Consider the following 24029-nt stretch of genomic DNA (forward strand, 5'->3'; position numbering starts at 1 on the left):
CACCCGGTGGCCTGGCAAAGCCAGTTCCACGGGTGCGCTGGCAGAGGTGTGCCAGTTGCCGGCGGCGGGCGGGGCGGGCCGAACCACCGCCAGAACGATTGCTACCAAAAACATAGCTATCAGCGCTTGATGGAAAGGCGCCAGAGGCCCATCTGGCTCGAGATTTTTTCCACAGACCGCTGCTACACTGCGCCACAAACAGGAGGGAGTCCATGAGCCAAGTTCCATCAGACAGAGACGGCGCCGCCGGGCCGATGTCCACGTTCATGCCGCAGAACATCGACGCGCATCCGCTCGAATTCACCGGCAGCGGCGGCGAGTATTTCCGGGTGTGGATCGTCAACGTGCTGCTGTCCATCGTCACGCTGGGCATCTACACCCCCTGGGCCCGGCGCCGCACCGCGCAGTACTTCTACAGCCACACGCTGGTGGCGGGCAGCCCCCTGGAATTCACCGCGCAGCAGCGCAAGATGGTGATGGGCTTCGTGCTGCTGGTGCTGCTCACGCTGGCCTACAACATCGCCGCCAATACCGGGCAGGACGCGGCCGTGGGCGTGTTCCTGCTGACCGGCGCCGTGCTCTCGCCCCTGATCTGGGGCAGCGCCATGCGCTTTCGGCTCGGGGCCACGCGCTGGCGCGGCCTGCGCCTGCAGTTCACCGCCAGCTGGAAAGAGGTCTACATCGCCAGCTGGCCCATGTTCGCGCTGGCGCTGGTGTGGTTCGGCGTGTTCTTCGGCATGCAGGTGCTGTCGCCCGGACTGGCCGAGGCGCTCCAGGCCGCCGAGGAAGAAACCACCAAGCGGTCCCTGCCCGCCTTCACCCCCGCCATGGGCGGCCTGCTGCTGCTGGGCCTGGTGCTGACGGTGCTGTGCTTCATCCGCCTCGAATACAACTACAAGAGCCTGCTGGTGCTCAAGGCCCAGGTGGGCGCAGAAAAAGGCCGCTGGAAGCCGGTGTACATGGATTTCGTGAAGGTGTGGCTGGCCACGGTGGCCGTGTTTATCCTGTGCGTGGTCGGCATCTCGGCGCTGATCGGCATCCTGGCGGGCAGCTCCATCGCGCTGGTGGCCAGCCAGAGCGACCGCATGGGTCTGTGGCTGTTCGTGGTGATCATTGTGTCCATCGTGGCGGGCATCTTCATGCTGATCCTGGCCTCGGCCCCCGCCCGCGCGTACCGCGAGGCGCGCATGTTCCAGCTGATGTGGAACAACACCGGCGTGAGCCACGTGGCACGGTTCAAGTGCCACCTGAAGAGCGGGCGCTACGTGTGGCTGCGCATCAAGAACATGCTGCTCACCCTGCTCACGCTGGGGCTGTACCGTCCGTTTGCGCGGGTGAGCGAATACCGCATGAAATGCGACTCCGTCACCCTGCATGTCAAGGGCGGCGTGGAACAGGTGGCGGGCGCCATGGTGCGCCAGCAGCAAGGCGGCCTGGGCGATGCGCTGGCCGATGCGGCGGGCCTGGACCTGATTGGATAGCGGGTAGAGGGCATCCCCCAGAGGCGCTTCGCGCCCCGGTGCGTCCGGCCAGGGCGGCCGCTCGCCCGTGCCGCCGCCAGTTTCACCGGCCCCGGGCCACCTACAACGTGATGGATGACTGACATGAACGACCCCCTTCACGCTGCATCCCTCGTGCCTGGCCGCTGGTTCGACGGCCAGAGCAGCAGAGCCCGCCCCGTGATGGTGGGCCTGCGCCCCACGCCGCGGGGCCCGTCGCTGGTGCTGCACCCGCTCTCGCAGCCAGGCGCCGCGCCGGCCGTGTTCGCCTGCAAGGATGTGGGCTGGCCGGAGGCCTGGAACGAGCGCAAGCCCCAGCCCCGCGTGGTCGTGGACCTGCGGGACCACGGCAGCCTGGAGATCGATGCCGTGAACGACTGGCGCGCCGCCCTGGCCGCCGCTGGCGAACGCCCGGGCCTGGCCCAGCGCATGCAGACCCGCTGGCCCGTGCTGCTGGGCGTGGTGGCGGTGGCGGCCATCGGCCTCACGCTGTTCTACCGCTACGGCACCCCCTGGGCCGCCACGCAGCTCACGCGCTTTGTGCCCCTGTCCTGGGAAACCAGCGTGGCCGAGAACGTGCTGCGCCAGATGGACAGCGGCACGCTCAAGCCCAGCAAGCTCCCCAGGGAGCGGCAGGAGCAGCTCAAGGCGCGCTTTGACGCCCTGGTGCAGCACACACCCCCCGGCCTGCGGCGCTACCCCGGCTACCAGCCTCCCTTGAGCCTGGAATTCCGCTCGGGCATGGGCGCCAACGCCTTTGCGCTGCCGGGCGGCAAGGTGGTGATGACCGACGGCATCGTGAAGGCGGCCGCCGACAAGGGACTGGACGACAACGCGCTGGTGGGCGTGCTGGCGCACGAAATCGGCCATGTGGTGCAGCGGCACACCACGCGCATGGTGGTGCAGCAGGGCGTGCTCAGCATGGGCCTGGGGCTGGCGCTGGGCGATGTGTCCGGCATTGTCTCCACCGGTGCCTCGGTGCTCACGGGGCTGGCCTACAGCCGCAGCCACGAGCGCGAAGCCGACTGCTACGCCATCGCGGTGATGGGCCAGGCAGCCCTGCCCACGGCGCCCATGGGCCAGCTGCTGCTGGCCATCGCGAAGGATGAAGCAGAAGAGGAAGAAGACAACAAGAAGAAGGAGAAAGCAGGCCAGGACCAGGCGGCCACCGCCACAGCGGCCGAACCCGGCGCCAGCAGCCCGGAGCGCTCGCGCAAGCGCAAGATGGCGGAAGACATGGCGTCGCACCCGGTCTGGTCGCTGCTCAGCAGCCACCCCGACACCGTGGAGCGGGCCACGGAGCTGGAGAAGGGGCATGCGCCCCACTGCGCGAAAGGCTGAGCGCGCCATGGCGTGCTCCGCGCCGGGCACGACCGGCACATCGGCGCCTACACCAGGCTGAGGCTGGGGGAAATAAAGTGTGAAGCGCGCCGATAAGCCGGATTCTGTGCACCACGGTTGCCCGCAGTGTGACCGCCATTAATCTGGGCCGGGTGTCGCCACCACGGCTCGGTGCTACCTACCCGCCAGCTCTGCGGAACCACATCAACGCTGGCCTACTTGGTATTGCTGCGCGTAGAGATTGCCCGTTTCACCCCGAGCGGGCTTGCCCGCTCGGGGTGGCTGTTCGGACCCGGCTTGCGCCGGGTTCGGACAGCTCTCGCTGTCCTCTCGCCAGCTTGCGCTGGCGCCTCACAGAACACTCCGTGGCAGGTAGTTTCCACCCGGACTCGTCTCTGTTGCTCTGATCCTCACCTCACGGTGGGCAGCCGTTAGCTGCTACGCTGTCCTGTGCAGTCCGGACGTTCCTCCAGTGCCTGGTTTCCCAGATTGCACCAGCGGCGGTCTGGCGCGCTTCACGGGGTGGATTATCCTAGAAACGGCAGTTGAATGCGCCCGTCAGTGCCGTGATCGGTGCGTCAGGCAAGGCGAGACGACGCTGCAGGCTCTTGCCTGCAAGGAGGAGCAACGCCGCATGGCACGCCGAGCGCGGTGCTGGCGGGTGTATAGCGTGCCCATCCAACCAGTGAACGCCATCGAAGCAGCACATACCTGACTTCAGATGGCAAGTTGAAGGAAACCAAGCGGTCAACTGCCGTTTCTAGGATTACTGCCCAGCGGCAGCGGCGCGCTCCCAGTCGAGGCCAAAACGCGCCAGGTACTTGCGCAGCCGGTCCGCATCGTTGACCACCGTGCGCTGCGTGCGCGAGGCCTGGAACAGCTGGCGCCCCGCGTCCGACAGGGTGCGGGCCTGGCGGCACACCTGCAGCACGGCCGCCAGTTGCAGCTGGTCGAACAGGTCCAGGGCGTGCACCGCTTCTTCGCCCAGCAGGTCCGCCAGATCGCCGCGGCCCACCGCGCCGGGCATGGACGCCAGACCGCTGCGCGCATCGCTGGCGGGCTGCCACAGCCAGCGCAGGCGCGCGATCTCGGCCTCGACCAGGAGCAGGCCGATGCGGCCGCTGTCGGCCAGCGTGGCCAGGCGCGTGACGCTGGCCGAGAGGTCGCGGAAGTTGCCCGTCCACAGCGCCTCGGGCGACTGGGCATAGCGCAGGTAGGCCGCGCGCGCCTCGTTGGAAAAGCGCACGCCGCGGCCCAGCTCGGCGCCTGCGCGGGCCAGCTGGTGGTCCACATTGGGCTCGATGTCCTCGGGCCGCTGCGCCAGGCCCGGCAGCACATAGCTCCAGAGGTTGATGCGCGCATACAGGTCTTCGCGAAAACGCCCCGCCGCCACCTCGGTGCGCAGGTCGCGGTTGGTGCCTGCGATCAGCTCGAAGTCGCTGACCACCTCGCGGTCGCTGCCCAGGGGGTAGAAGCGCTTTTCCTCCACCGCCTTGAGCAGCATGGCCTGCTCGTCCAGGCCCAGTTCGCCGATCTCGTCGAGGAACAGCACGCCCTTGTGCGCCGTGCGCAGCAGGCCCGCGCGGTCGGCCGCCGCACCGGTGAAGGCGCCTTTCTTGTGGCCGAACAGCGTGGACGCCGCGCCGTCGCCATGCAGCGTGGCGCAGTTCACTTCCACGAACTCGCCCTCCACCTGGTGGCGCGACTTCTTCAGCTCGAACATGCGCCGCGCCAGGTGCGACTTGCCCGCGCCCGTGGGCCCGGTGAGCAGGATGGGCGCACGCGAGCGCACCGCCACGCGCTCCACCTCGTCGATCAGCGCGTTGAAGCGCGCGTTGCGCGTGGCGATGCCGCTCTTGAGGAACTGCACCGCGTCCTGCTGCTCGGCGCCGAAGCGCTGGGCGATCCCGTCGTAGCGCGACAGGTCCAGGTCGATCAGCGTGTAGCTGCCCGGATCGCCCATCTGCTGGCGTTTGGGCGGCGAGGTCTGCGCCAGCACGCCTGGAATGCGGCGCGATTCCACCAGCAGGAACAGGCAGATCTGCGCCACGTGGGTGCCGGTGGTGATGTGCGTCCAGTACTCCTCGCGCCCGGTGTCGAAGCGGTAGGCCTGCGCCCAGTCAAACAGCCTGGCATACACCTCGCCAAAGTCCCACGGGTCGGCAATGGGCAGGGGCGCCAGATTCACCGTGGTCTCGGGCGAGGCGATGGCCATGTCGGCGCGCACCTGCTGCGCCAGGTCCTGATGGGGCGGCGTGTAGAGCAGCTCCAGCCGCTCGATCACCACGTCCTCATGCTGCACCAGCGACACCGTGGGGCGCCACTTTTCCCACCGCCCCGCGCCCCTGCCGGCGTCGAGCTGGGTGCCCAGGAAACCGATGACGACTTTGTTTTTGCGCATTCCATTTATCTATTCAACTAGCTTTCATTCTAGTTACTTCATGCACCTCGAATAGACCAAAAAACAATCGAAGAAATTTCCCCTTACAAATCAACGACTTGAAAGCAATCGAACCACAAGCCACAGGCTGGCACGCATCTGGCAATAAAGAAGACATCCAGCGCAAGCGGTGACCGCTCACAGGCCGGGGTTAGGACACACGTTCGCCCCGCCGGTGCAGGGAATCCGGAGCCTCAGGGCTCTTGTCGATTCCCCGCATGCCGCACGCCGCAAACGCTGGGTAACGGCAAGGTCGGGTGACGCCTCGCAAGAGGACGTGCCGGGTTCGACTCCCGGCTTGCCACCACTGGTAGCTCAGTCTGGTAGAGCCCCCCGAAAGGGGTTGTCGCAGGTTCGATTCCTGCCCATGGCCGCAAGGCCAGCACTTGGAAGTACCGGTCGAAAGACCACCCGCCGAACGCGGGGAGTTGCCCCAAGGTGGCGTTTTTGGACGCAACCGCAAGGCAAGGCCCCGTCAGCCGGTGGCGGTTTGTGCCAGCACCCGGCACGGCCCGCGCCCGCAGCCAGCCACGCTGCCGCCCTGCTTGCAGGGCAGCAGCCACGGCGCACTGCAAGGCCCGAGGTTGTGCCCCCTGGCACCCCGCCATCGCTGTAACGGCACCCTGATTGCAATGACAGCGAAGTAACGACAACGACAGAACAAGGAGAAGAAAAATGACGAAGTTGATCCAACGCACCACCGTGAAGAAGAACGAACGCGCCCTGCTGCTGCGCAACGGCAGCTTTGACCGCGTGCTCCACAGCGGCACGCACTGGCTGTTTGCCGGCATGGACCAGCTGCGCGTGGAGACCTTCGCCCTGGAGCAACCCGCCTTCACCCACGGCCTGGCCGACTACCTGATGGCGCAGGAACCCGCCGTGGTGGCGGCAGAGTTTGTGCAAGTGAACCTGTCGGAACAGCAAGTAGGCCTGCGCAGCGAGAACGGCGTGCTGGTCGAGGTGCTGCCGCCCGGCACGCGCCGCCTCTATTGGAAAGGCCTGGTGGAGGTGAGCGTGCAGGTGATCGACCTGCAGGCAGGCCCCGAGCTGCCCGCCGCCCTGGTGGCGCGCCTGACGCAAACGCAACTGCGCCAGCGCAGCGTGGCCGGATTGACCGGCGTGCTGCAGGTGCAGGTGCCCGAGGGCCAGTGCGCGCTGCTCTCCATCGACGGCAAAGTGGATCGGCTGCTGCCTGCAGGCGCCTACGCGTTCTGGAAGTACGGCCGCACCATCGCCGTGGAGCTGGTGGACCTGCGCCTGCAGGCCGTGGAGGTCTCGGGCCAGGACATCATGACCCGCGACAAGGTGAGCCTGCGGCTGAACCTGTCTGCCACCTTTCGCACCACCGATGTGCTGCGCGCCTTCGCCCAGCTGCAAAAGCCCGCCGACTACCTGTACCGCGAGCTGCAGTTCGCGCTGCGCGCCGCCGTGGGCACCCGCACGCTCGATGAGCTGCTGGAGAGCAAGACGGTGATCGACGACGTGGTGACCGCGCACATGGCCGCCAAATTGCAGCCCTTCGGCATGCAGCTGGAGAGCGTGGGCGTGAAGGACATCGTGCTGCCCGGCGAGATGAAGGCCATCCTGACCCAGGTGGTGCAGGCCCAGAAGCAGGCCGAGGCCAACGTGATACGCCGCCGCGAGGAAACGGCTGCCACGCGCTCGCTGCTCAACACGGCGAAGGTGATGGAGGACAACCCCGTCGCCCTGCGCATGAAAGAACTGGAGACGCTGGAGCGCGTGGCCGAGCGCATCGACAAGATCTCGGTGTTCGGAGGCCTGGACCAGGTGCTGAACGGCCTCGTGAAGATGCGCTGAGAAAAATGGAAAAAATGGAAAAGCAGGAACTGCCATGAAAAACAAGAAACTGACAGCGAGAGCAAAGCGCCTGCAGCGGGACACCGCATCCGCCACCTGCGCATCCGTCGGCCTGGACCCGGCGGTGTACAGCGCGGCCTTGCGCTACCTCTTCGACCGCCCCGTGCCCGACAAGAGCGGGCAGGAGTGGTATTGGCTGATCGACGAGCCGGAGTTCGACGCCACGCCACTGCAATGGACACACATCCAGACCGTGCTGTTCGCCAACGCGGGCACCGACCTGGCGCCCTACAGCGACGAGCAGGTGGGCATGGGCCTGAACCATGTGATGAGCAACAACGCGGGCGACATCCCGCACATGGCGAACGACCCCTCGGTGCCCTTGTCCGACGCGATGCGCATGATGCGGGCCCTGCCCACCTTGTGGCGCGACTGCCTCGGCCCGCGCCTGGACACCGGGCCGAGCCCCATCGGGAGCCGAAGCGACCGCCTCTACTTCGTGAGCTACATGTGGTTTGACGTGTGGCCCACGTTCTGGAACGCCAAGGACATCCCTGAATGGCGCGACGCGATGTGGCAGGTGTTCTGCGAGATGCTGGCGATGCCGTTCAGGGCCGCACAGGAGTCCGCATTGCACGGGATCGGCCACGAGGGCGTGCGCCTGAAGCGGCCCAAGGAACTGCAGGCGCACATGGACGCCTTCATCCGCCAGGTGAAGAACGACGACGAACTGAAGAACTACGCCCAGGCCGCAGCGCGCGGAATGGTGCAATGAACAACAAAATGCGAAAGAACAATATGACCAACAACAACTACGAACAATACGAAGTGCCGAACGGCGTGCCCGTGAAGATGTGGACGAACGGTGTGCCCGTGGAAGAAGAAGCCCGGAACCAGCTGCGCAACATCGCGCGCCTGCCCATCGTGTTCAAGCACGTGGCGGTGATGCCCGACGTGCACCTGGGAATCGGTGCCACCATCGGCTCGGTGGTGCCCACGCTCAAGGCCATCATTCCCGCCGCGGTGGGGGTGGACCTGGGGTGCGGAATGATGGCATGCAAGACCACGCTGACCGCCAGCGACCTGCCCGACAACCTGGCCGGTGTGCGCGCCGCCATCGAGCGCGCCGTGCCGGTGGGGATGACGCCCAAGCGCTTTGGCCGCGACAAAGGCAGCTGGGATACCCCGCCCGCCGAGACAGATCGCGCCTGGGCTGCGCTGGTGGACGAGTTCGAGGAAATCTGCGAGGCGCACCCGCGCATCAAGAACACCAACAACTACAAGCACCTGGGAACGCTGGGAACGGGCAACCACTTCATCGAGATCTGCCTGGACGAACACCAATCCGTGTGGGTGATGCTGCACTCGGGCTCGCGCGGGGTGGGGAACGCCATCGGCACCCACTTCATCGAGCTGGCCAAGAAGGACGCCGAGATGAACCAGCGCAACCTGCCCGACAAGGACCTGGCGTACTTCGAGGAAGGCGCGCGGTACTTCGGCGACTACGTGAAGGCCGTGGGGTGGGCGCAGAAGTTCGCCGCCGCCAACCGCGAAGTGATGATGGGCCGGGTGATTGCCGCGCTGCGCAAGGTGATCACCAAGCCGTTCGAGACGCACGTGGAAGCCGTGAACTGCCACCACAACTACGTGCAGCGCGAAACGCACTTCGGGCAGGACGTGTTCGTGACCCGCAAGGGCGCGGTGAGTGCCGAGCAGGGCAAGCTGGGGATCATCCCGGGGAGCATGGGGGCCAAGAGCTTCATCGTGCGCGGAAAAGGCCACCCCGAGAGCTTCAACAGCTGCAGCCACGGCGCGGGCCGCACCATGAGCCGCACCAAGGCCAAGAAGATGTACACCGTGGCCGACCAGATCGCCGCGACCCAGGGCGTGGAATGCCGCAAGGACGCCGACGTGATCGACGAGATCCCGATGGCCTACAAGGATATCGACGCGGTGATGGCGGCGCAGCAGGACCTGGTGGAGGTGGTGTACACGCTCAAGCAGGTGGTGTGTGTGAAGGGGTGAAAAGCATGAACGTCTACAAAGAGCAGGTGGAAACACTCCAGAACCTGATGATTTCACGAGCAACCGGCAACGACGAAAACGACGCCGACTATGTGAGGCTCAGACAGGTCGTGTTGTCCGAGACGCGATTTGACTCACTGGTTCCAAGCTTCGTGAGAACCTGCCGAAGCCTGCCCCAGTTTTGGCAATTTGTAAAAGGCAAATACGCCAAATATGCCGAGCGAAGAGACTACATATGGGGCGAGTTTCGCCCCCTTTTGGAGAGGATTGAATCAGATCAGGACTATCCCGCCGATTCATTGGTCTCTGGAGCCGTCGAAAAAATGAACTCAGCGTACGCCCAAGCGATATGGTCGAAGGCACTTGATCGGAGGGCGGCCGATCCAGAGGGTGCTATCACACTGGCTCGAACACTTCTTGAGTCGGTATGTAAGCAAATTCTTGACGAGTGCAACGTTGCGCATGACGACAACCCAGACATGAACAAGCTGTATCGGCTCACAGCAGAGGAGCTGCGAATAGCGCCATCCCAACACACCGAACAAGTTTTCAAACAAATCTTGGGGGGGTGCACGGCAGTCGTTGAGGGCCTAGCAGCGCTTCGGAATCGCTTGGGCGATGCCCACGGAAAGGGGAAAGTAGGCATTCGACCTGCAGCGAGGCATGCAGAACTGGCAGTCAATCTCTCAGGCGCGCTAGCTATCTATTTACTTGCTACGTATGAAGCCCGCAAGGATGTGCCGACTTAACGTGATCGGCTTCAAACGATCCTTGATGGAAAAACAAAAAACTATCTCACGAAGATGCACTCACTCACCCTCGACGGCTCCACCGGCGAAGGCGGCGGCCAGATCCTGCGCACCGGCCTGGCCCTTTCCATGGCCACCGGCCGGCCGCTGCACATCACGCGCATCCGCGCCGGGCGGCCCAAGCCGGGACTGATGCGACAGCACCTGGCCTGCGTGCAGGCGGCCACAGCCGTGTGCGGCGGGCAGGCCGAGGGGGCGGAGCTGGGCTCCCAGACGCTGCGGTTCACACCCGACGCGGTGCGTGCGGGCGACTACCGCTTTCAGATCGCCACGGCGGGCAGCTGCCTGCTGGTGCTGCAAACGGTCTTGCCCGCGCTGATGCTGGCCGACGGCGAGAGCCGTGTGCAGCTGTCGGGCGGCACGCACAACCCGATGGCGCCGCCGTTTGACTTTCTGGAACGGGCGTTTGCGCCGCTGGTGCGGCGGCTGGGGGTGGGGCTGGATCTGCAGCTGCAGCGGCGGGGCTTCTACCCCGCCGGGGGCGGCGAGGTGCTGGCGCACATCACGCCCCCAGTCCAGACCCTGGCCCCGGTGGACGTGCTGGAGCGCGGCACGCTGAAGACCGGGTGGGCCGATGCGCTGGCGCCCGGCCTGGCCCGCAACATTCCCTACCGGGAGCTGGAGACCCTGGGCCAGCGGATGGGCTGGACCTTTGAAGCAGGCCAGTTGCGCCAGCCGCCCACGCGCCAGAACGAGGGGCCGGGCAATGCGCTGATCGCCACGCTGGAGTACGAGCACGTCACCGAGGTGTTCTGCCAGCTGGGCGCGCGCAGCCTGTCGGCCGAGCAGGTCGCCAAGCGGCTGGTGGACGAGGTGCGCGCCTACCAGCGCAGCGCGGGCGCCCTGGGCCCGCACCTGGCGGACCAGTGGATGCTGCCGCTGGCCCTGGCGGTGTGGCGCAGCGGGCAAGCCGCGCGCTACACCTGCACCGAGGTGACGCAGCACACGGCCACCAATGCGCAGACCATCGCGCTGGGCCTGCCGGTGCGGGTGCAGACCACGCCGGTGGACGGGGCCATGCGGGTCGAGATCACACCGGCGTAGCCCGCCGCGCGGCCGGGGCCGGGGACAACCCCTGCCGGCCGCCCGCAAACCACAGGGCCCGGCATATCCATATCACCCAGACAGCAGAACAAGTGGTTCAGAATGCGCGTCACACCCCTCTTTGCACCTCACAGGAGACGCCATGAAAGTTGACAACATTCTGCAAACCATCGGCCACACGCCCCACGTACGCATCAACCGCCTGTTTGGCCCGGCGGCCAACGTGTGGGTGAAGTCCGAGCGCAGCAACCCCGGCGGCTCCATCAAGGACCGCATCGCGCTGTCGATGGTGGAAGACGCCGAGAAGTCCGGCGCCCTGCAGCCCGGCGGCACCATCATCGAGCCCACCTCGGGCAATACCGGCATCGGCCTGGCGCTGGTGGCGGCCGTCAAGGGCTACAAGCTCATCCTGGTGATGCCCGACAGCATGAGCATCGAGCGCCGCCGCCTGATGCTGGCCTACGGCGCGCAGTTCGACCTGACCCCGCGCGAAAAGGGCATGAAGGGCGCGATCGCCCGCGCACAGGAGCTGCAGGCGCAGACGCCGGGCTCGTGGATTCCCCAGCAGTTCGAGAACCCCGCCAACATCGACGTGCATGTGCGCACCACCGCGCAGGAGATCCTGGCGGACTTCCCCGACGGCATCGACGTGCTGATCACGGGCGTGGGCACGGGCGGCCACATCACGGGCGTGGCGCGGGTGCTCAAGGCCAGGTTTGCGAACCTCAAGGTGTTCGCGGTGGAGCCCACGGCATCGCCGGTGATCTCGGGCGGCGCGCCGGCGCCCCACCCCATCCAGGGCATTGGCGCGGGTTTCATCCCCAAGAACCTCGACACCAGCCTGCTCGACGGCGTGATCCAGGTCGATGCCGAACCCGCCCGCGAATACGCACGCCGCTGCGCGCGTGAAGAAGGCATCCTGGTGGGCATTTCGTCGGGCGCCACGCTCGCCGCCATTGCGCAGAAGCTGCCCGAGCTGCCTGCGGGCGCCAAGGTGCTGGGCTTCAACTACGACACGGGCGAGCGTTATCTGTCGGTGGAGGGGTTCCTGCCTGCATAAGTTGCCCCCCTGAGGCGCAACCGCTTGGTGCCACCGCCAGAGGCGGTGTCTCTTCGATGCCGTCCAAGCCTGCGCAGGCAGGCTTGGAGCCGCGGCGTCTCAGCCCCCAGGGGGACGCACCCGGTGGCCTGGCAGAGCCAGTTCCACGGGTGCGCTGGCCTGGGGCGCGCCAGTTTCCAAGGTGCTGCGGGGCGGCCGGCCCCTGGTGCCAGCCCTGAACCCAGCACGTAGCCAAGGCACGGGTTCAGGGCCGAAAGCCTTTTTCGGCCAGCGCAGCACACACCCACGGCCAGCCGTCCTACAGCGGCGGCGCACTGCGGCCCCAACAATCGTTTCACCCTTCGGCCCGCCCCTGGCGGCGCCCCGCGCCGGAGGGCCCCACAACGATTGTTTGCCCATGGACACCCTCCCCTCACAACCCATCGCGTTCAAGGTGCTCACCGTGAACGTGCACAAGGGCTTCACCACCTTCAACCGGCGCTTCATGCTGCACGAGCTGCGCGAGGCGGTGCGCAGCGTGGCGGCGGACCTGGTCTTTCTGCAGGAGGTGCAGGGCACGCACCACCGCCATGCCAGCCGGCTCGCCAACTTTCCGCAGGTGCCGCACTACGAGTTCCTGGCCGACACCATCTGGTCGCAGTACGCCTACGGGCGCAATGCCGTGTATGACAACGGCGACCACGGCAACGCCCTGCTGTCCAAGTTCCCCATCACGCACTACGAGAACCATGACATCTCGATCAGCGGGCCCGAGCGGCGCGGCATGCTGCACTGTGTGCTGCAGCCGCCCGGCCACCACCTGCCCGTGCATGCCGTGTGCGTGCACCTGGGGCTGCAGGAGGCCCACCGCCAGCGCCAGCTGCAGCGGGTGTGCGAGCTGCTCAAGACCTTCCCGCCCGGCGAGCCCGTGGTGCTGGCCGGCGACTTCAATGACTGGCGCCACCGCGCGCACGACATCCTGCAGCGGGGCGCGGGCCTGCAGGAGGTGTTCGTGCAGGCCTTCGGCCGGGCGGTGCGCACCTTCCCCGCGTCCATGCCGCTGCTCGCGCTGGACCGCATCTACGTGCGCAACGCGGCCGTGCATGCGCCCCTGTCGCTGCCGCGCAAGCCCTGGGACAAGCTTTCGGACCACGCACCCCTGGCGGCGGAGATCCTGCTATGAGCCTATCTTCCCGCTCGTTTCGCGCACCACGCTCATCCCGCTGGGTGCCGGGCAACCACTTCGATCTGCTGGAAAACGGCGAGGAGTTTTTCCCCCGGGTGTTCGGCGCGATTGAAAAGGCACGGCGCGAAGTGCTGCTGGAGACCTTCATCCTGTTCGAGGACAAGATCGGCCAGGAATTGCACGCCGCCCTGCTCGCGGCAGCCCGGCGCGGCGTGGAAGTGCATGTGCTGGTGGACGGGTTCGGCTCACCCGACCTGTCCGACGGCTTCGTGGGCAGCCTGGTCGAGGCGGGCGTGCGCTTTCGCATCTTCGACCCGGGCCGCCGCTTCATGGGCCAGCGCCTGAACATGCTGCGCCGCATGCACCGCAAGATGGTGGTGGTGGACGGCGAGCTGGGGTTCATCGGCGGCATCAACTACTCGGCCGACCACGTGGCGGATTTCGGCCCCGAGGCCAAGCAGGACTACGCCGTGCAGGTGCGCGGCCCCATCGTGGCGCAGATGCACCATTTCCTTCGCGAGGCCGTGCAGGAGGGCGCGCAGCGCCGGCGCCCGGGCGGCGCGGCCGCCACGGGGCGGCCCCACGCGGGCACCGCCCATGCCATTTTCGTGACCCGCGACAACCACGACCACCGCAGCGACATCGAACGCCACTACCGCGTGGCCCTGCGGTCGGCACGCCATCGCGTGGTGATCGCCAATGCGTATTTCTTCCCGGGCTACCGCTTCATCCGCGAGATGCGGCGCGCCGCCAAACGCGGGGTCGACGTGCGGCTCATCCTGCAGGGCCAGCCCGACATGGCCATCGTGCGCACGGCGGCCAGCATGCTCTATGACCACCTGCTGCGCGCGGGCGTGCAGGTGTATGAATACTGCGAGCGGCCCCTGCACGGCAAGGTGGCGCTGGTGGACGACGAATGGTCCACCGTCGGCTCCAGCAACCTCGACCCGCTGAGCCTGTCGCTCAACCTCGAGGCCAACGTGATCATCCAGGACCGCGGCTTCAACGCCCAGCTCCATCGCCGCCTGGCGCGGCTGATGGAGAACAACTGCCGGCAGATCGAGGCCCCGCCGCCGGGGCGGCTGGACGGCCTGCGCCTGCTGCGCAGCTACGTGGTCTTCCACCTGATGCGGTGGTTTCCCACCTGGGCCGGCTGGCTGCCCCGCCACGAGCCCACCATCACCATGGTCCGCAAGGCGCCGCCCCCCGCGCAGCCCGCGGGCGATGCCGCCGGCAACGGCACCAACAACAACAGCAGCGCGGGCGTGGCCGCCTAGGCGGCCCCGGCATCCCATGGCAGCCACCACCACCCCGCGCCACCCGGCCCTGCCGCCCCTGGCCGCGGGCAGGCAGGCCCCCGGCGCCCCTTCCGGCTGGCGCGGCCTCACCCAGCGCCCCTGGTGGCCGTGGCTCACGCGCGGCCTCGCGGCGGCGTTCTTCGGGGGGGTGGCCTGGCTCATCTTCCGGCAGGCGCGCCTGGTGGACTGGCCCGCCGTGTTGCGCGCCCTGCAGGCGCTGCCCGCCAGCGCGCTCGCCGTGGCGGGAGCGCTGGCCCTGGCCAGCCATTTCACCTACGGCAGCTTCGACTGGGTGGGCCGCCACTGCAGCGGCCACCGGCTCACGCGCCGCGCGACGCTGGGCATCGCGATGACCAGCTATCCCTTCACGCTCAACCTGGGCTCGCTGATCGGCGGCGTGGGCGTGCGCTACCGGCTGTACGCGCGGCGCGGGGTGGACGCGGGCACCATCGGGCAGGTGGTGGGCACCAGCGTGCTGACCAACTGGGTGGGCTACCTGCTGCTCGCGGCGGTCCTCCCCTGGCTGTGGCAGCCCCCGTTGCTGGCCGGCTGGGCCGCCACGCCATGGCAATGGCGGCTGGGCGGCGCGGTGCTGGGCTGCCTGCCCGTGGCCTACGTGGCGCTGTGCGCCGCGCGCGGCGGACGGGCCCTCACGCTGCGCGGCCACGCCTTTCCGCTGCCCCGGTGGCCCGTGGCCTTGTGGCAGGTGGCGGCGTCGGCCACGAACTGGATGCTCATGGGCGCGGCGCTGTGGGCCGTGCTGCAGGGCGCGGTGAGCTACCCCGCCGCGCTCGCCACCGTGCAGCTGGGAGCGGTGGCCGGGCTGGTCCTGCGGGTGCCCGCGGGCCTGGGCGTGCTGGAGGCCGTGGGCGTCGCGCTGCTGGCCCACGGCGCGCTGGGCCAGGACAAGGTGCTGGCGGCCCTGCTGGCGTACCGGGCGCTGTACTACTTCCTGCCCCTGCTGCTGGCCGCGCTGGGCTTTGGCGTGGCCGAGCTGCGCTGGCGCAGGGGCGAGGCCACCGGCGACGGAAGATCCGCATAAAAACGGTTGCAGCGCCTATCCATCAAGCGGTAGCAGCTATCATTTTTGAATAATCGCCTACCCCAGGCCAAGGGCGCCCACGGCAGGCACGGGGCCGCGCGCGAGCGGCCCGGTAAAATCACGGCCCCACGACTTTGCACCCCGCCCGATCGACACGGGCCCGCAAGACCATGATCCGCCTCTCCGAAATCCGGCTGCCCTTCACGGCGGCCGAAGACCCCGACGCGCTGCTGCGCGCCGCCGCCGCCAGGCTGCTGGGCCTGGCCCCGGCCGACATCACCCACCTGCACGTCTTCAAGCGCAGCTTCGACGCGCGCAAGGTGGAACTGCTGGCGGTGTACATCATCGACATCACCCTCGCCCAGCCAGAGCGCGAGGCCGCGCTGCTCGCGCAGTTCGCGGGCAATCCGCACATCCAGCCCACACCCGACATGGCCTGGCAGCCCGTGGGCCAGGCCCCGGCCGAGCTGCCCCTGCGCCCCGTGGTGGTGGGCTTTGGCCCCTGCGGCATCTTCGCGGCGCTGGTGCTGGCGCAGATGGGCTTCCGGCCCATCGTGCTCGAGCGCGGCAAGCCCGTGCGCGAGCGCACCAAGGACACCTGGGGCCTGTGGCGCAAGCGCGAGCTGCATGCCGAAAGCAACGTGCAGTTCGGCGAGGGCGGCGCAGGCACCTTCAGCGACGGCAAGCTCTACAGCCAGATCAAGGACCCGCGCCACCTGGGCCGCAAGGTGATGAACGAGTTCGTGAAGGCCGGCGCGCCCGAGGAAATCCTGTACGTGGCCCACCCGCACATCGGCACCTTCAAGCTGGTGAAGGTGGTGGAGAACCTGCGCGAGCAGATCATCGCGCTGGGCGGCGAGATCCGCTTCGAGCAGCGCGTGACGGACGTGGTCGTCGAAGGCACCGGGGAGAACCGCCACCTGCGCGGCCTGAAGGTGCTGAACCAGGCCACGGGCGAGACCACCGACCTGCGCGCCGACCATGTGGTGATGGCCCTGGGCCACAGCTCGCGCGACACCTTTGCCATGCTGTACGACCGCGGCGTCGCCATGGAGGCCAAGCCGTTTTCCATCGGCTTTCGCATCGAGCACCCGCAGGGCATCATCGACCGCGCGCGCTGGGGCCGCCACGCCGGCCACCCGCTCTTGGGCGCGGCCGACTACAAGCTGGTGCACCATGCGCAGAACGGCCGGGCGGTGTACAGCTTCTGCATGTGCCCCGGCGGCACCGTGGTGGCCGCCACCAGCGAGCCGAACCGCGTGGTCACCAACGGCATGAGCCAGTACTCCCGCAACGAGCGCAACGCCAACGCGGGCATGGTGGTGGGGATCGACCCGAGCGACTACCCCACCGATGCCGACGCGTTCGACACCCACCTGGGCCACACCCACGGCATCGAAGCGCTGCCGCAGGGCCAGTTCCACCCGCTGGCGGGCATCGTGCTGCAACGCCAGCTCGAATCCAACGCCTTCGTGCTCGGCGGGCGCGACTTCAGCGCGCCGGGGCAGCTGGTGGGCGACTTCATCCAGGGCACTCCATCGAAGCACCTGGGCGATGTGGAGCCTTCGTACAAGCCCGGCGTGGCCCTGGGCGACCTGCACGCCGCCCTGCCCGGCTACGCCATCGCGGCCCTGCGCGAGGCGCTGCCCGTGTTCGGCCGCAAGATCAAGGGCTTCGACATGCACGACGCGGTGCTGACCGGCGTGGAGACCCGCACGTCGTCGCCGCTCAAGATCGGGCGCAATGAAAACCTGCAGAGCCTGAACACCGCCGGCCTGTACCCGGCGGGCGAAGGCGCCAGCTATGCGGGCGGCATCCTGTCCGCGGGGGTGGACGGGATCAAGGTGGGCGAGGCGGTTGCGCATGCTCTGCTGGGCCGTGCCTGACCTGGTGGTGGCATGCCTGCTGCGCTGACGCTCCCGACCCGCGCGCAGTTCGCTGCCGCTGCCCTGGCCATGGCCGCCGTGGTGCTGGCCTCCAACATCTTGGTGCAGTTCCCGATCAACGACTGGCTCACCTGGGGCGCGATCACCTACCCGGTCGCCTTCCTGGTGAGTGAGCTGGTCAACCGCGCCCACGGCCCGCAGCAGGCTCGCCGCGTGGCCTGGGTGGGCTTTGCCGTGGCGGTGGCCGCGTCGCTGGTGCTGGCACCTGCGCGCATTGCCATCGCGTCCGGCACGGCGTTTTTGCTGTCGCAATGGCTGGACATCGCCGTGTTCGACCGGCTGCGCCACGGCACCTGGTGGCGCGCGCCGCTGGTGGCCACGCTGATGGCTGCGGTGCTGGACACGGCGGTGTTCTGGAGCATCGCCTTTGCCGGTAGCAGCGACCCTTGGGTGACGTGGGCGCTGGGGGACCTGGGGGTGAAGCTGGTGCTGGGCGTGGCGCTGCTGCTGCCGTTTCGGCTGCTGGTGGGCCGGGGCGCCGCGCTCCACACCCGGTCGGGTTGAGCTTGTCGGACCCTGGGTGCGCTCGCAGGCTCGCTGATGGGCAGCATGCCTGGTTGAAGGGCGGAGGCCGGGAGTCGCCCGGCGTGCGAGTAACTTTCTTTCGCTTCGCCGAAAGAAAGTCACCAAAGAAAGGGCGACCCTACAGCCTGCGTCCCCACTCGCCCGCTGGGCGAGTGGGGCAACCTGCGGTGCTCGTGCGGGGGGCGCGCTGCGGAACTCGCTGCGCGCTTCGCGCTCCGCTCAGACAACCGCAGCGAGTCAGTCAACGAAGGCGTGTGTCCTTCGGCACACGCCCGCCCCCCGCACTGCGCTCCTCGGCGCATCCTGAAGGGCTGGGGGAGCCAACATCCACACGGGCCATCGCTGCGCTCGGCCCCCGAACGCGCAGGCGCTTCGCGCCGCGACCGCGCGGCCGAGCGCAGCAATGGCCCGTATGGTTGTTCGGATGTTGGGCTGTCCACCCCCGCCGCAGGTTTGCCCCTTCGCACCGCGAAGGGGTCGCAGACTGGGGGTCTCCTTCTCTTTGGTGACTTTCTCTTGGCGAACCAAGAGAACGTTACCGCGCCGCCGGGCGCGCACCCCGGCTCCCGCCCTCAACACAGGCATGTCGCATCCATCAGCCAAAGAGCCAACCCAGGTTTCGACAAGCTCAGCCCGCGCAACCTGAAGAGCCCCAACCCCATGCGACCCCGTCGGCACCACACCCAGCGCCAAGGCCCACGCCTTACTTGCGCTGCAAGAAATCCACCGCCAGCGCCGCCAGCGTGCGCGCGCCCACCGGCAGCTGGTCTTCATCGATGTCGAACAGCGGCGAGTGGTTGGATGGTGCCTTGTTGAAGTCCGCGCCCTTGGGCGGCGCGCCCAGGAAGTAGAAGAAGCCGGGCGCGACCTTCTGGAACTCCGAGAAGTCTTCCGAACCGCTCACCTTGGGGATGATCATCGCCTTGCCCCCCGTGGCCAGCTTGAGCGCGGGCAGCGAGGCGGCCGTCAGCTCGGCCGGGTTGGTGGTCACCGGGTAGGCCACGGGTCCGAAGCGCACCTTGGCCTTGGCGCCGCTCGACGCCGCGATCTGCTCGGCGGTGGTGGTGATGCGCTTCAAGGCCTCCTGGCGCATGCCCTCGTCGAAGGTACGCAGGGTGCCCAGCAGCTCCACGTTGTCCGGAATGATGTTGTAGCGCGTGCCGCCATGGATGGAGCCGATGGTGACCACCGCAGGCTCCTGGCTGATGTTGAGCTGGCGGCTCACCACGGTCTGCAGGCCCAGCACCACCTGGCTGGCCGCCACCACCGGGTCCACCGCGTTCCAGGGCGACGAGCCATGGCCGCCACGCCCTTCCACCTGGATGCTGATGTTGTCCGATCCGGCCATGAGCGGGCCGCTGCGGTAGCCCACCACGCCGGACGGCAGGTTGGCCGTGATGTGCAGGCCGTAGATGGCCTGCACATCCTTCAAGGCGCCCTCTTCCACCATGGCCTTGGCCCCGAAGCTGGGCACCTTGCCGTTGGCGTCGGCCTCCACGGGCGCGCCTTCCTCGGCGGGCTGGAAGATGAACTTGATGGTGCCGGGCAGCTGGGCCTTCATGCCAGCCAGCGCCTCGGCCGCGCCCATGAGCATGGCCACGTGGGCATCGTGGCCGCAGGCGTGCATCACCGGCACTTCCTTGCCCAGGTAGTTGGCCTTCACCTTCGAGGCAAAGGGCAGGCCGGTGTTCTCGGGCACGGGCAATGCGTCCATGTCGGCGCGCAGGGCCACCACCTTGCCCGGCAGGCCGCCGCGCAGCGTGCCCACCACGCCGGTGCCGCCCACGTTGGTCTGCACCTCCATGCCCAGTTTCTTCAGGTGCTCGGCCACGAGCTTGGCGGTGCGCACCTCCTGGCCCGAGAGCTCGGGGTGGGCATGGATGTCGCGGCGCCAATTGACCATCTTGGGCGCCACCTTGTTCACGGCGGTGTCGATGGCCTGCAGGCCGGCGGCATCGAGCGCCTGGGCGTGGGCCGAAGAGGCGGCGATCAGCCCGCTGGCGGCGAGGCCGGCGGCAAGCGCGATGGCGGAAAGGGGTTTGTGCATGGGCAGATCCATAGGGTGGGTGACAGCTTGCAAGGCTGGAGCAGGGAGCAAAAAGCACGTTCATGCTAAAAGCCGGCACCCTCTTCATGACAAGCGAAAATGGCCATCCAACGAGCCAATACCGCCATGCCGCAGTCACCTTCGTCCTTGCCCCCGAGTCCCGCCAGGCCGCCGGTCTTTCGCGTGGACATTCCGCTGCTGCCCGAGTCCGCCGTGGGCAATGCGCTGCAGCTCATCGACCTGCTGCGCGGCGCCAACCTGCTGGCGGGCCTGCGCATGGGCGCGCAGGCGCCGCGCATGGCCTGGCGGCTGCTCGATGCCGGGGGGCTACCCCTCGCTTCCCTGCCAGGGCCGCTGGCGGCCTACACGCCGGCCGGGGACACGGCGGCGCCCTCCGCCCCGGCCCACGCGTTGTTCATCCCCTCGTTCCATGCCGCGGACATTCCGGCCATCCGCGCGGTGGCGGCCCGCCACCGCGCGCTGTCGCGGCAGCTGGGCATCGCGATCGATGCCGGGCAGAAACTGCTCACGGTGGGCAATGGCGCCTGGCTGGCGGCGCAAAGCGGCCGCCTGAACGGGCGCCAGGCCAGCCTGCCCTGGTTCTACATCGCGGGCTTCGAACGGGACTTCCCGGGCATCGGCCACAGCCTGGGCCGGGACCTGTCGGACGACGGCCCCTGGCTCAGCTGCGCGCTGCCGCACAGCGTGAACCTGCTGGCGATCGCCCTGGTGCGCCACGCGCTGGGGGAGGAACTGGCCGCCGCCTGCGAGACCGTGATGGCGCCGGACCACCAGCGTGCGCGCGCGGCCCTTCAGGCCAACGCGCAGCAGCACATCCCGGCCACGCGCGACAGCACCCTGGCGCGCGCCATCGCCTGGATGGAGGCCCACCTGGACCAGCCGTACTCCCTGGCCCGGCTGGCCGAGGCAGCATCGGTGAGCACGCGCACGCTGCTGCGGCACTTCCAGCAGGAGCTGTCGCAGTCGCCGCTCGACTACCTGCACGGCCTGCGCTGCCGCCGCGCCAAGGTCATGCTGGAAGTGACGCTGGAGAGCGTGCCCAGCGTCGCCGTGGCCTGCGGCTACGCCGACCCGGCGGCTTTCAGGCGCATCTTCGCGCGCTACACCGGCATGGCGCCGGCGGAGTACCGCAAGCGCCATGCGCTGCGCGCGCCGCGCAGGCGCTGGCGGGTGGAAATATCGTGACCGCCCTGTGGCGCCGGCTTGGCCGCGCCAGCCTTGGACGCCGCGCTTCACTCCAGGGAAGACGCCCTTGTCTAGCGCGGCAGCGCGTTGCCAGCCGGCAGGCGGAACGCCTCCACCAGTTCGGCCAACTGCTGCGCCTGCGCGCGCAGACCCTGCGCGGCGGCGGAGGACTCTTCCACCAGCGCGGCGTTCTGCTGCGTCATCTGGTCGAGCTGCGAGACCGCCTCGCCCACCTGGCTCAGGCCCGTGGTCTGCTCGCGCGCGGCGGTGCTGATCTCGCCAATGATGGTGGCCACCTGCTGCACGGAGCTCACGATCTCGCCCATGGTGCTGCCCGCCGCGTGCACGAGCTTGGCGCCCTCGTCCACCTGGCGCACGCTGTCGCTGATCAGGCCGCCGATCTCCTTGGCCGCCGTGGCCGACCGCTGGGCCAGGCTGCGCACCTCGCCGGCCACCACCGCGAAGCCCCGGCCCTGCTCTCCGGCCCGGGCCGCTTCCACGGCGGCGTTGAGCGCGAGGATGTTGGTCTGGAACGCGATGCCGTCGATCACGCTGGTGATGTCGGCGATGCGGCGGGACGACAGCGCGATGCCATCCATGGTGCCCACCACGCGGTCCACGGCCTCGCGCCCGCGCTGCGCCACGCCGCTGGCGCCCGTGGCCAGGCTGCTGGCCTGCGCGGCGGCGTCGGCGCTGTGGCGCACGGTGGCCAGCAGCTCCTCCATGCTCGCGGCGATTTCTTCGAGGTTGGAGGCCGTGTGCTCGGTGCGGGCCGACAGGTCGCTGTTGCCCGCCGCGATCTCGCTGCTGGCCCCGGCCACGGAAGTGCTGGCCTGGCGCATGCCCACCACCAGAGCGGCCAGGCGTGCCTGCATGCCGCCCAGGCGCGCGAGCAGCGCCTGCAGCTCGTCGCGGTTGCCCGCGCCCGGGGCCGGCACGGCCGAGGTCAGGTCACCTTCGGCGATGCGGTCGGTGACTTCGGACGCACGGGCCAGCGGCCGCAGGATGGAGCGCGACAGCAGCCAGGCACAGGCCAGGCTCAGCAGCAGCCCCACCACGGACCCCGCCGCCAGCAGGGTGATGCCCTGCCGTTCGCTGCGGGCGGCGGCATCGCGGGCCTCGGCCACGCGCTGGCGCTGGAAATCGGCCAGCTGGTTCACGGCCGCCGCATAGGCATCAGCCGCCGGGCGCAGGCGCGTGGCGATGGCGTCGGGCGGCAGGGCCTCGCCGTCCTTGCGGCGCTTGACGAGGTCGTCGCGCACGGTGCGAAAACCATTGCCTGCCTTGTCGATGGCATCGAACAGGGCCTGGGACTCCGGGTCCGCCGCCAGTTCGTCCAGCCGCTTGCGCACGTCGGCGGACCGGGCAGAGGTGACCTTGCGGTCGGCATCGATGCGCGCCGCGTAGGCGGGGTTGTCGATTTCCAGCAGGGTTTCGGCCCGCACGGAGCTGAGCACCACGATGGCGTGCAGCTCGCGCGCCAGCAGTGCGCGCTCGGACGAGGCGCCGCCCAGGTCGTCGGCGATGTCCTGCAGCCCCGCCAGCCGCCAGATGCCGACGGCGGCCGACAGCGACATGACCAGGCAGACAACGCCAAAGGCCAGGGCCAGGCGGACCGCAACACGTGCGTGGAAAATGGACATGGAGTGCTCTCGTGGGAATGAAGGTCAATGATGCAACCGCGCGCCGCACGGCATGCGGGCCTGGGTCGCCACCACCTTATCGACACAAGGTGACAAGCCCTTGAGCCTTGCCACGAGGCGGCCTGCCCACCCCACCAACAAAAAGGCCGCCGCGGGGGCTCCCGCGGCGGCCTGCAGGGACCGAGGCCCGAGCCGGATCAGCCCTGCTACTGCTGCTGCGCGTTCTGCAGCGCGGCAATGCGCTCTTCAATGGGCGGGTGCGTGCTGAACAGCTTGCCGATGCCGCCGGCGATGCCCATGGCGGCCATGCTCTTGGGCAGCTCGGCCGGGTGCATGCCACCCAGGCGGGCCAGGGCGTTGATCATGGGCTGGCGGCGGCCCATGAGCTGGGCGGCACCCGCGTCGGCGCGGAATTCGCGCTGGCGGCTGAACCAGGCCACGATCATGGCGGCCACAAAGCCCAGCAGGATGTCGAGCACGATGGTGGTCACGTAGTAGCCGATGCCGGGGCCCGAGCTGCTCTCGTCGTTCTTGCGAAGGAAGCTGTCCACGGCGTAGCCGATGACACGCGACAGGAACACGACGAAGGTGTTCATCACGCCCTGGATCAGCGTCATGGTGACCATGTCGCCGTTGGCGATGTGGGCCACCTCGTGGCCGATCACGGCCTCGACCTCTTCACGCGTCATGCCCTGCAGCAGGCCGGTGGACACCGCCACCAGGGCCGAGTTCTTGAACGCGCCCGTGGCGAACGCATTGGGGTCGCCCTCGAAGATGCCGACTTCGGGCATGCCGATCTTGGCTTCGGTGGCGAACTTGCGCACGGTCTCGACGATCCAGCGCTCGTCGGGCGAGCCGGAGCCGTCGATCACGCGCACGCCCGAGGTCCACTTGGCCATGGGCTTGCTGATGAGCAGCGAGATGATCGCGCCGCCAAAGCCCATGACGAGCGCGAAGCCCAGCAGCGCGCCCAGGTTCAGCCCGTTGGCCGTGAGGTAGCGGTTCACGCCCAGCAGGCTGGCCACCACCCCCAGCACGACAACGACGGCCAGGTTGGTCATCACAAATAACAGGATCCGCTTCATGGAATGAATTCTCCGTGGGGTCAACAACAACAGTGT

At 68.3% G+C, this 24029-nt stretch carries 18 protein-coding genes and 1 other RNA gene; 14 read left to right on the plus strand and 5 right to left on the minus strand.

Translation table 11 applies throughout. The annotated features are described in order from the left end of the window. Positions 1 to 212: 212 nt before the first annotated feature. Positions 213 to 1481: a YjgN family protein gene (locus tag AC07OD_RS08530; protein ID WP_370627811.1), complete on the plus strand. Its 1269-nt coding sequence runs from the start codon at positions 213 to 215 to the stop codon at positions 1479 to 1481. Positions 1482 to 1604: 123 nt separating this feature from the next. Further along, complete coding sequence (locus AC07OD_RS08535) at positions 1605 to 2840, plus strand: M48 family metallopeptidase (protein WP_494596134.1); 1236 nt, start codon at positions 1605 to 1607, stop codon at positions 2838 to 2840. A 77-nt stretch (positions 2841 to 2917) separates the two neighbouring features. Here the strand turns inward: AC07OD_RS08535 and rnpB are convergent. Both rnpB and rtcR read right to left on the minus strand, forming a co-directional pair. Beyond that, an RNA gene (gene rnpB / locus AC07OD_RS08540) (RNase P RNA component class A) lies at positions 2918 to 3357 on the minus strand. Positions 3358 to 3606: 249 nt separating this feature from the next. Then, positions 3607 to 5241, minus strand: coding sequence for an RNA repair transcriptional activator RtcR (gene rtcR, locus AC07OD_RS08545; RefSeq protein WP_494596136.1), 1635 nt, complete (start codon positions 5239 to 5241; stop codon positions 3607 to 3609). A 714-nt stretch (positions 5242 to 5955) separates the two neighbouring features. On the opposite strand from rtcR, the gene AC07OD_RS08550 reads away from it, so the two are divergent. The 11 genes from AC07OD_RS08550 (at position 5956) to AC07OD_RS08600 (ending at position 17991) form a co-directional block, all read left to right on the plus strand. Further along, positions 5956 to 7098 carry a slipin family protein gene (locus tag AC07OD_RS08550; RefSeq protein WP_492254624.1) on the plus strand — a complete coding sequence of 381 codons (1143 nt, stop codon included), beginning with the start codon at positions 5956 to 5958 and terminating at the stop codon, positions 7096 to 7098. Between the two features lie 34 nt (positions 7099 to 7132). Beyond that, on the plus strand, positions 7133 to 7873 hold the full coding sequence (locus AC07OD_RS08555) for a hypothetical protein (protein WP_492254623.1): 741 nt from the start codon (positions 7133 to 7135) through the stop codon (positions 7871 to 7873). Between the two features lie 8 nt (positions 7874 to 7881). Next, positions 7882 to 9123, plus strand: coding sequence for an RtcB family protein (locus AC07OD_RS08560; RefSeq protein ID WP_492254622.1), 1242 nt, complete (start codon positions 7882 to 7884; stop codon positions 9121 to 9123). A gap of 5 nt (positions 9124 to 9128) precedes the next feature. Further along, a complete protein-coding gene (locus AC07OD_RS08565) occupies positions 9129 to 9872 on the plus strand; it encodes an abortive infection family protein (RefSeq protein WP_492254621.1) in 744 nt (247 codons plus the stop codon). A 54-nt stretch (positions 9873 to 9926) separates the two neighbouring features. Continuing rightward, a complete protein-coding gene (rtcA, locus tag AC07OD_RS08570; protein ID WP_494596138.1) occupies positions 9927 to 10976 on the plus strand; it encodes an RNA 3'-terminal phosphate cyclase in 1050 nt (349 codons plus the stop codon). Positions 10977 to 11118: 142 nt separating this feature from the next. Then, positions 11119 to 12036 (plus strand): cysteine synthase A, encoded by a 918-nt coding sequence (gene cysK, locus AC07OD_RS08575; protein ID WP_369641408.1) that lies wholly within the window; start codon positions 11119 to 11121, stop codon positions 12034 to 12036. A gap of 397 nt (positions 12037 to 12433) precedes the next feature. Further along, entirely contained in the window at positions 12434 to 13198 is a 765-nt protein-coding gene (locus tag AC07OD_RS08580) for an endonuclease/exonuclease/phosphatase family protein (protein ID WP_369641407.1), read from the plus strand. Beyond that, positions 13195 to 14478: a cardiolipin synthase ClsB gene (gene clsB, locus AC07OD_RS08585; protein ID WP_494596141.1), complete on the plus strand. Its 1284-nt coding sequence runs from the start codon at positions 13195 to 13197 to the stop codon at positions 14476 to 14478. Before AC07OD_RS08580 ends, clsB begins: the two co-directional genes overlap by 4 nt. 16 nt (positions 14479 to 14494) lie before the next feature. Next, positions 14495 to 15541 (plus strand): lysylphosphatidylglycerol synthase domain-containing protein, encoded by a 1047-nt coding sequence (locus tag AC07OD_RS08590; RefSeq protein WP_494596143.1) that lies wholly within the window; start codon positions 14495 to 14497, stop codon positions 15539 to 15541. A 170-nt stretch (positions 15542 to 15711) separates the two neighbouring features. Further along, on the plus strand, positions 15712 to 17427 hold the full coding sequence (locus AC07OD_RS08595) for an NAD(P)/FAD-dependent oxidoreductase (RefSeq protein ID WP_494596145.1): 1716 nt from the start codon (positions 15712 to 15714) through the stop codon (positions 17425 to 17427). A gap of 12 nt (positions 17428 to 17439) precedes the next feature. Then, on the plus strand, positions 17440 to 17991 hold the full coding sequence (locus tag AC07OD_RS08600; RefSeq protein WP_218340460.1) for a VUT family protein: 552 nt from the start codon (positions 17440 to 17442) through the stop codon (positions 17989 to 17991). A 724-nt stretch (positions 17992 to 18715) separates the two neighbouring features. On the opposite strand, the gene AC07OD_RS08605 is transcribed toward AC07OD_RS08600, so the two are convergent. Beyond that, positions 18716 to 20059 (minus strand): amidohydrolase, encoded by a 1344-nt coding sequence (locus tag AC07OD_RS08605; protein ID WP_494596147.1) that lies wholly within the window; start codon positions 20057 to 20059, stop codon positions 18716 to 18718. Positions 20060 to 20185: 126 nt separating this feature from the next. On the opposite strand from AC07OD_RS08605, the gene AC07OD_RS08610 reads away from it, so the two are divergent. Continuing rightward, positions 20186 to 21265, plus strand: coding sequence for a GlxA family transcriptional regulator (locus AC07OD_RS08610; protein ID WP_494596372.1), 1080 nt, complete (start codon positions 20186 to 20188; stop codon positions 21263 to 21265). Positions 21266 to 21336: 71 nt separating this feature from the next. Here the strand turns inward: AC07OD_RS08610 and AC07OD_RS08615 are convergent, their stop codons facing one another. Continuing rightward, positions 21337 to 22908: a methyl-accepting chemotaxis protein gene (locus tag AC07OD_RS08615; RefSeq protein WP_494596149.1), complete on the minus strand. Its 1572-nt coding sequence runs from the start codon at positions 22906 to 22908 to the stop codon at positions 21337 to 21339. 206 nt (positions 22909 to 23114) lie between these two features. After that, positions 23115 to 23993, minus strand: coding sequence for a protease HtpX (gene htpX, locus AC07OD_RS08620; RefSeq protein WP_218293259.1), 879 nt, complete (start codon positions 23991 to 23993; stop codon positions 23115 to 23117). Positions 23994 to 24029: the final 36 nt, after the last annotated feature.

This window comes from Acidovorax sp. GW821-FHT10E03, from assembly GCF_059415205.1.

What these genes read in the sequence shown, in the direction of transcription:
- AC07OD_RS08530 (WP_370627811.1), top strand. Translation starts at nt 213, where the DNA reads ATGAGCCAAGTTCCATCAGACAGAGACGGCGCCGCCGGGCCGATGTCC.
- AC07OD_RS08535 (WP_494596134.1), top strand. Translation starts at nt 1,605, where the DNA reads ATGAACGACCCCCTTCACGCTGCATCCCTCGTGCCTGGCCGCTGGTTC.
- rtcR (WP_494596136.1), bottom strand. Translation starts at nt 5,241, where the DNA reads ATGCGCAAAAACAAAGTCGTCATCGGTTTCCTGGGCACCCAGCTCGAC.
- AC07OD_RS08550 (WP_492254624.1), top strand. Translation starts at nt 5,956, where the DNA reads ATGACGAAGTTGATCCAACGCACCACCGTGAAGAAGAACGAACGCGCC.
- AC07OD_RS08555 (WP_492254623.1), top strand. Translation starts at nt 7,133, where the DNA reads ATGAAAAACAAGAAACTGACAGCGAGAGCAAAGCGCCTGCAGCGGGAC.
- AC07OD_RS08560 (WP_492254622.1), top strand. Translation starts at nt 7,882, where the DNA reads ATGCGAAAGAACAATATGACCAACAACAACTACGAACAATACGAAGTG.
- AC07OD_RS08565 (WP_492254621.1), top strand. Translation starts at nt 9,129, where the DNA reads ATGAACGTCTACAAAGAGCAGGTGGAAACACTCCAGAACCTGATGATT.
- rtcA (WP_494596138.1), top strand. Translation starts at nt 9,927, where the DNA reads ATGCACTCACTCACCCTCGACGGCTCCACCGGCGAAGGCGGCGGCCAG.
- cysK (WP_369641408.1), top strand. Translation starts at nt 11,119, where the DNA reads ATGAAAGTTGACAACATTCTGCAAACCATCGGCCACACGCCCCACGTA.
- AC07OD_RS08580 (WP_369641407.1), top strand. Translation starts at nt 12,434, where the DNA reads ATGGACACCCTCCCCTCACAACCCATCGCGTTCAAGGTGCTCACCGTG.
- clsB (WP_494596141.1), top strand. Translation starts at nt 13,195, where the DNA reads ATGAGCCTATCTTCCCGCTCGTTTCGCGCACCACGCTCATCCCGCTGG.
- AC07OD_RS08590 (WP_494596143.1), top strand. Translation starts at nt 14,495, where the DNA reads ATGGCAGCCACCACCACCCCGCGCCACCCGGCCCTGCCGCCCCTGGCC.
- AC07OD_RS08595 (WP_494596145.1), top strand. Translation starts at nt 15,712, where the DNA reads ATGATCCGCCTCTCCGAAATCCGGCTGCCCTTCACGGCGGCCGAAGAC.
- AC07OD_RS08600 (WP_218340460.1), top strand. Translation starts at nt 17,440, where the DNA reads ATGCCTGCTGCGCTGACGCTCCCGACCCGCGCGCAGTTCGCTGCCGCT.
- AC07OD_RS08605 (WP_494596147.1), bottom strand. Translation starts at nt 20,059, where the DNA reads ATGCACAAACCCCTTTCCGCCATCGCGCTTGCCGCCGGCCTCGCCGCC.
- AC07OD_RS08610 (WP_494596372.1), top strand. Translation starts at nt 20,186, where the DNA reads ATGCCGCAGTCACCTTCGTCCTTGCCCCCGAGTCCCGCCAGGCCGCCG.
- AC07OD_RS08615 (WP_494596149.1), bottom strand. Translation starts at nt 22,908, where the DNA reads ATGTCCATTTTCCACGCACGTGTTGCGGTCCGCCTGGCCCTGGCCTTT.
- htpX (WP_218293259.1), bottom strand. Translation starts at nt 23,993, where the DNA reads ATGAAGCGGATCCTGTTATTTGTGATGACCAACCTGGCCGTCGTTGTC.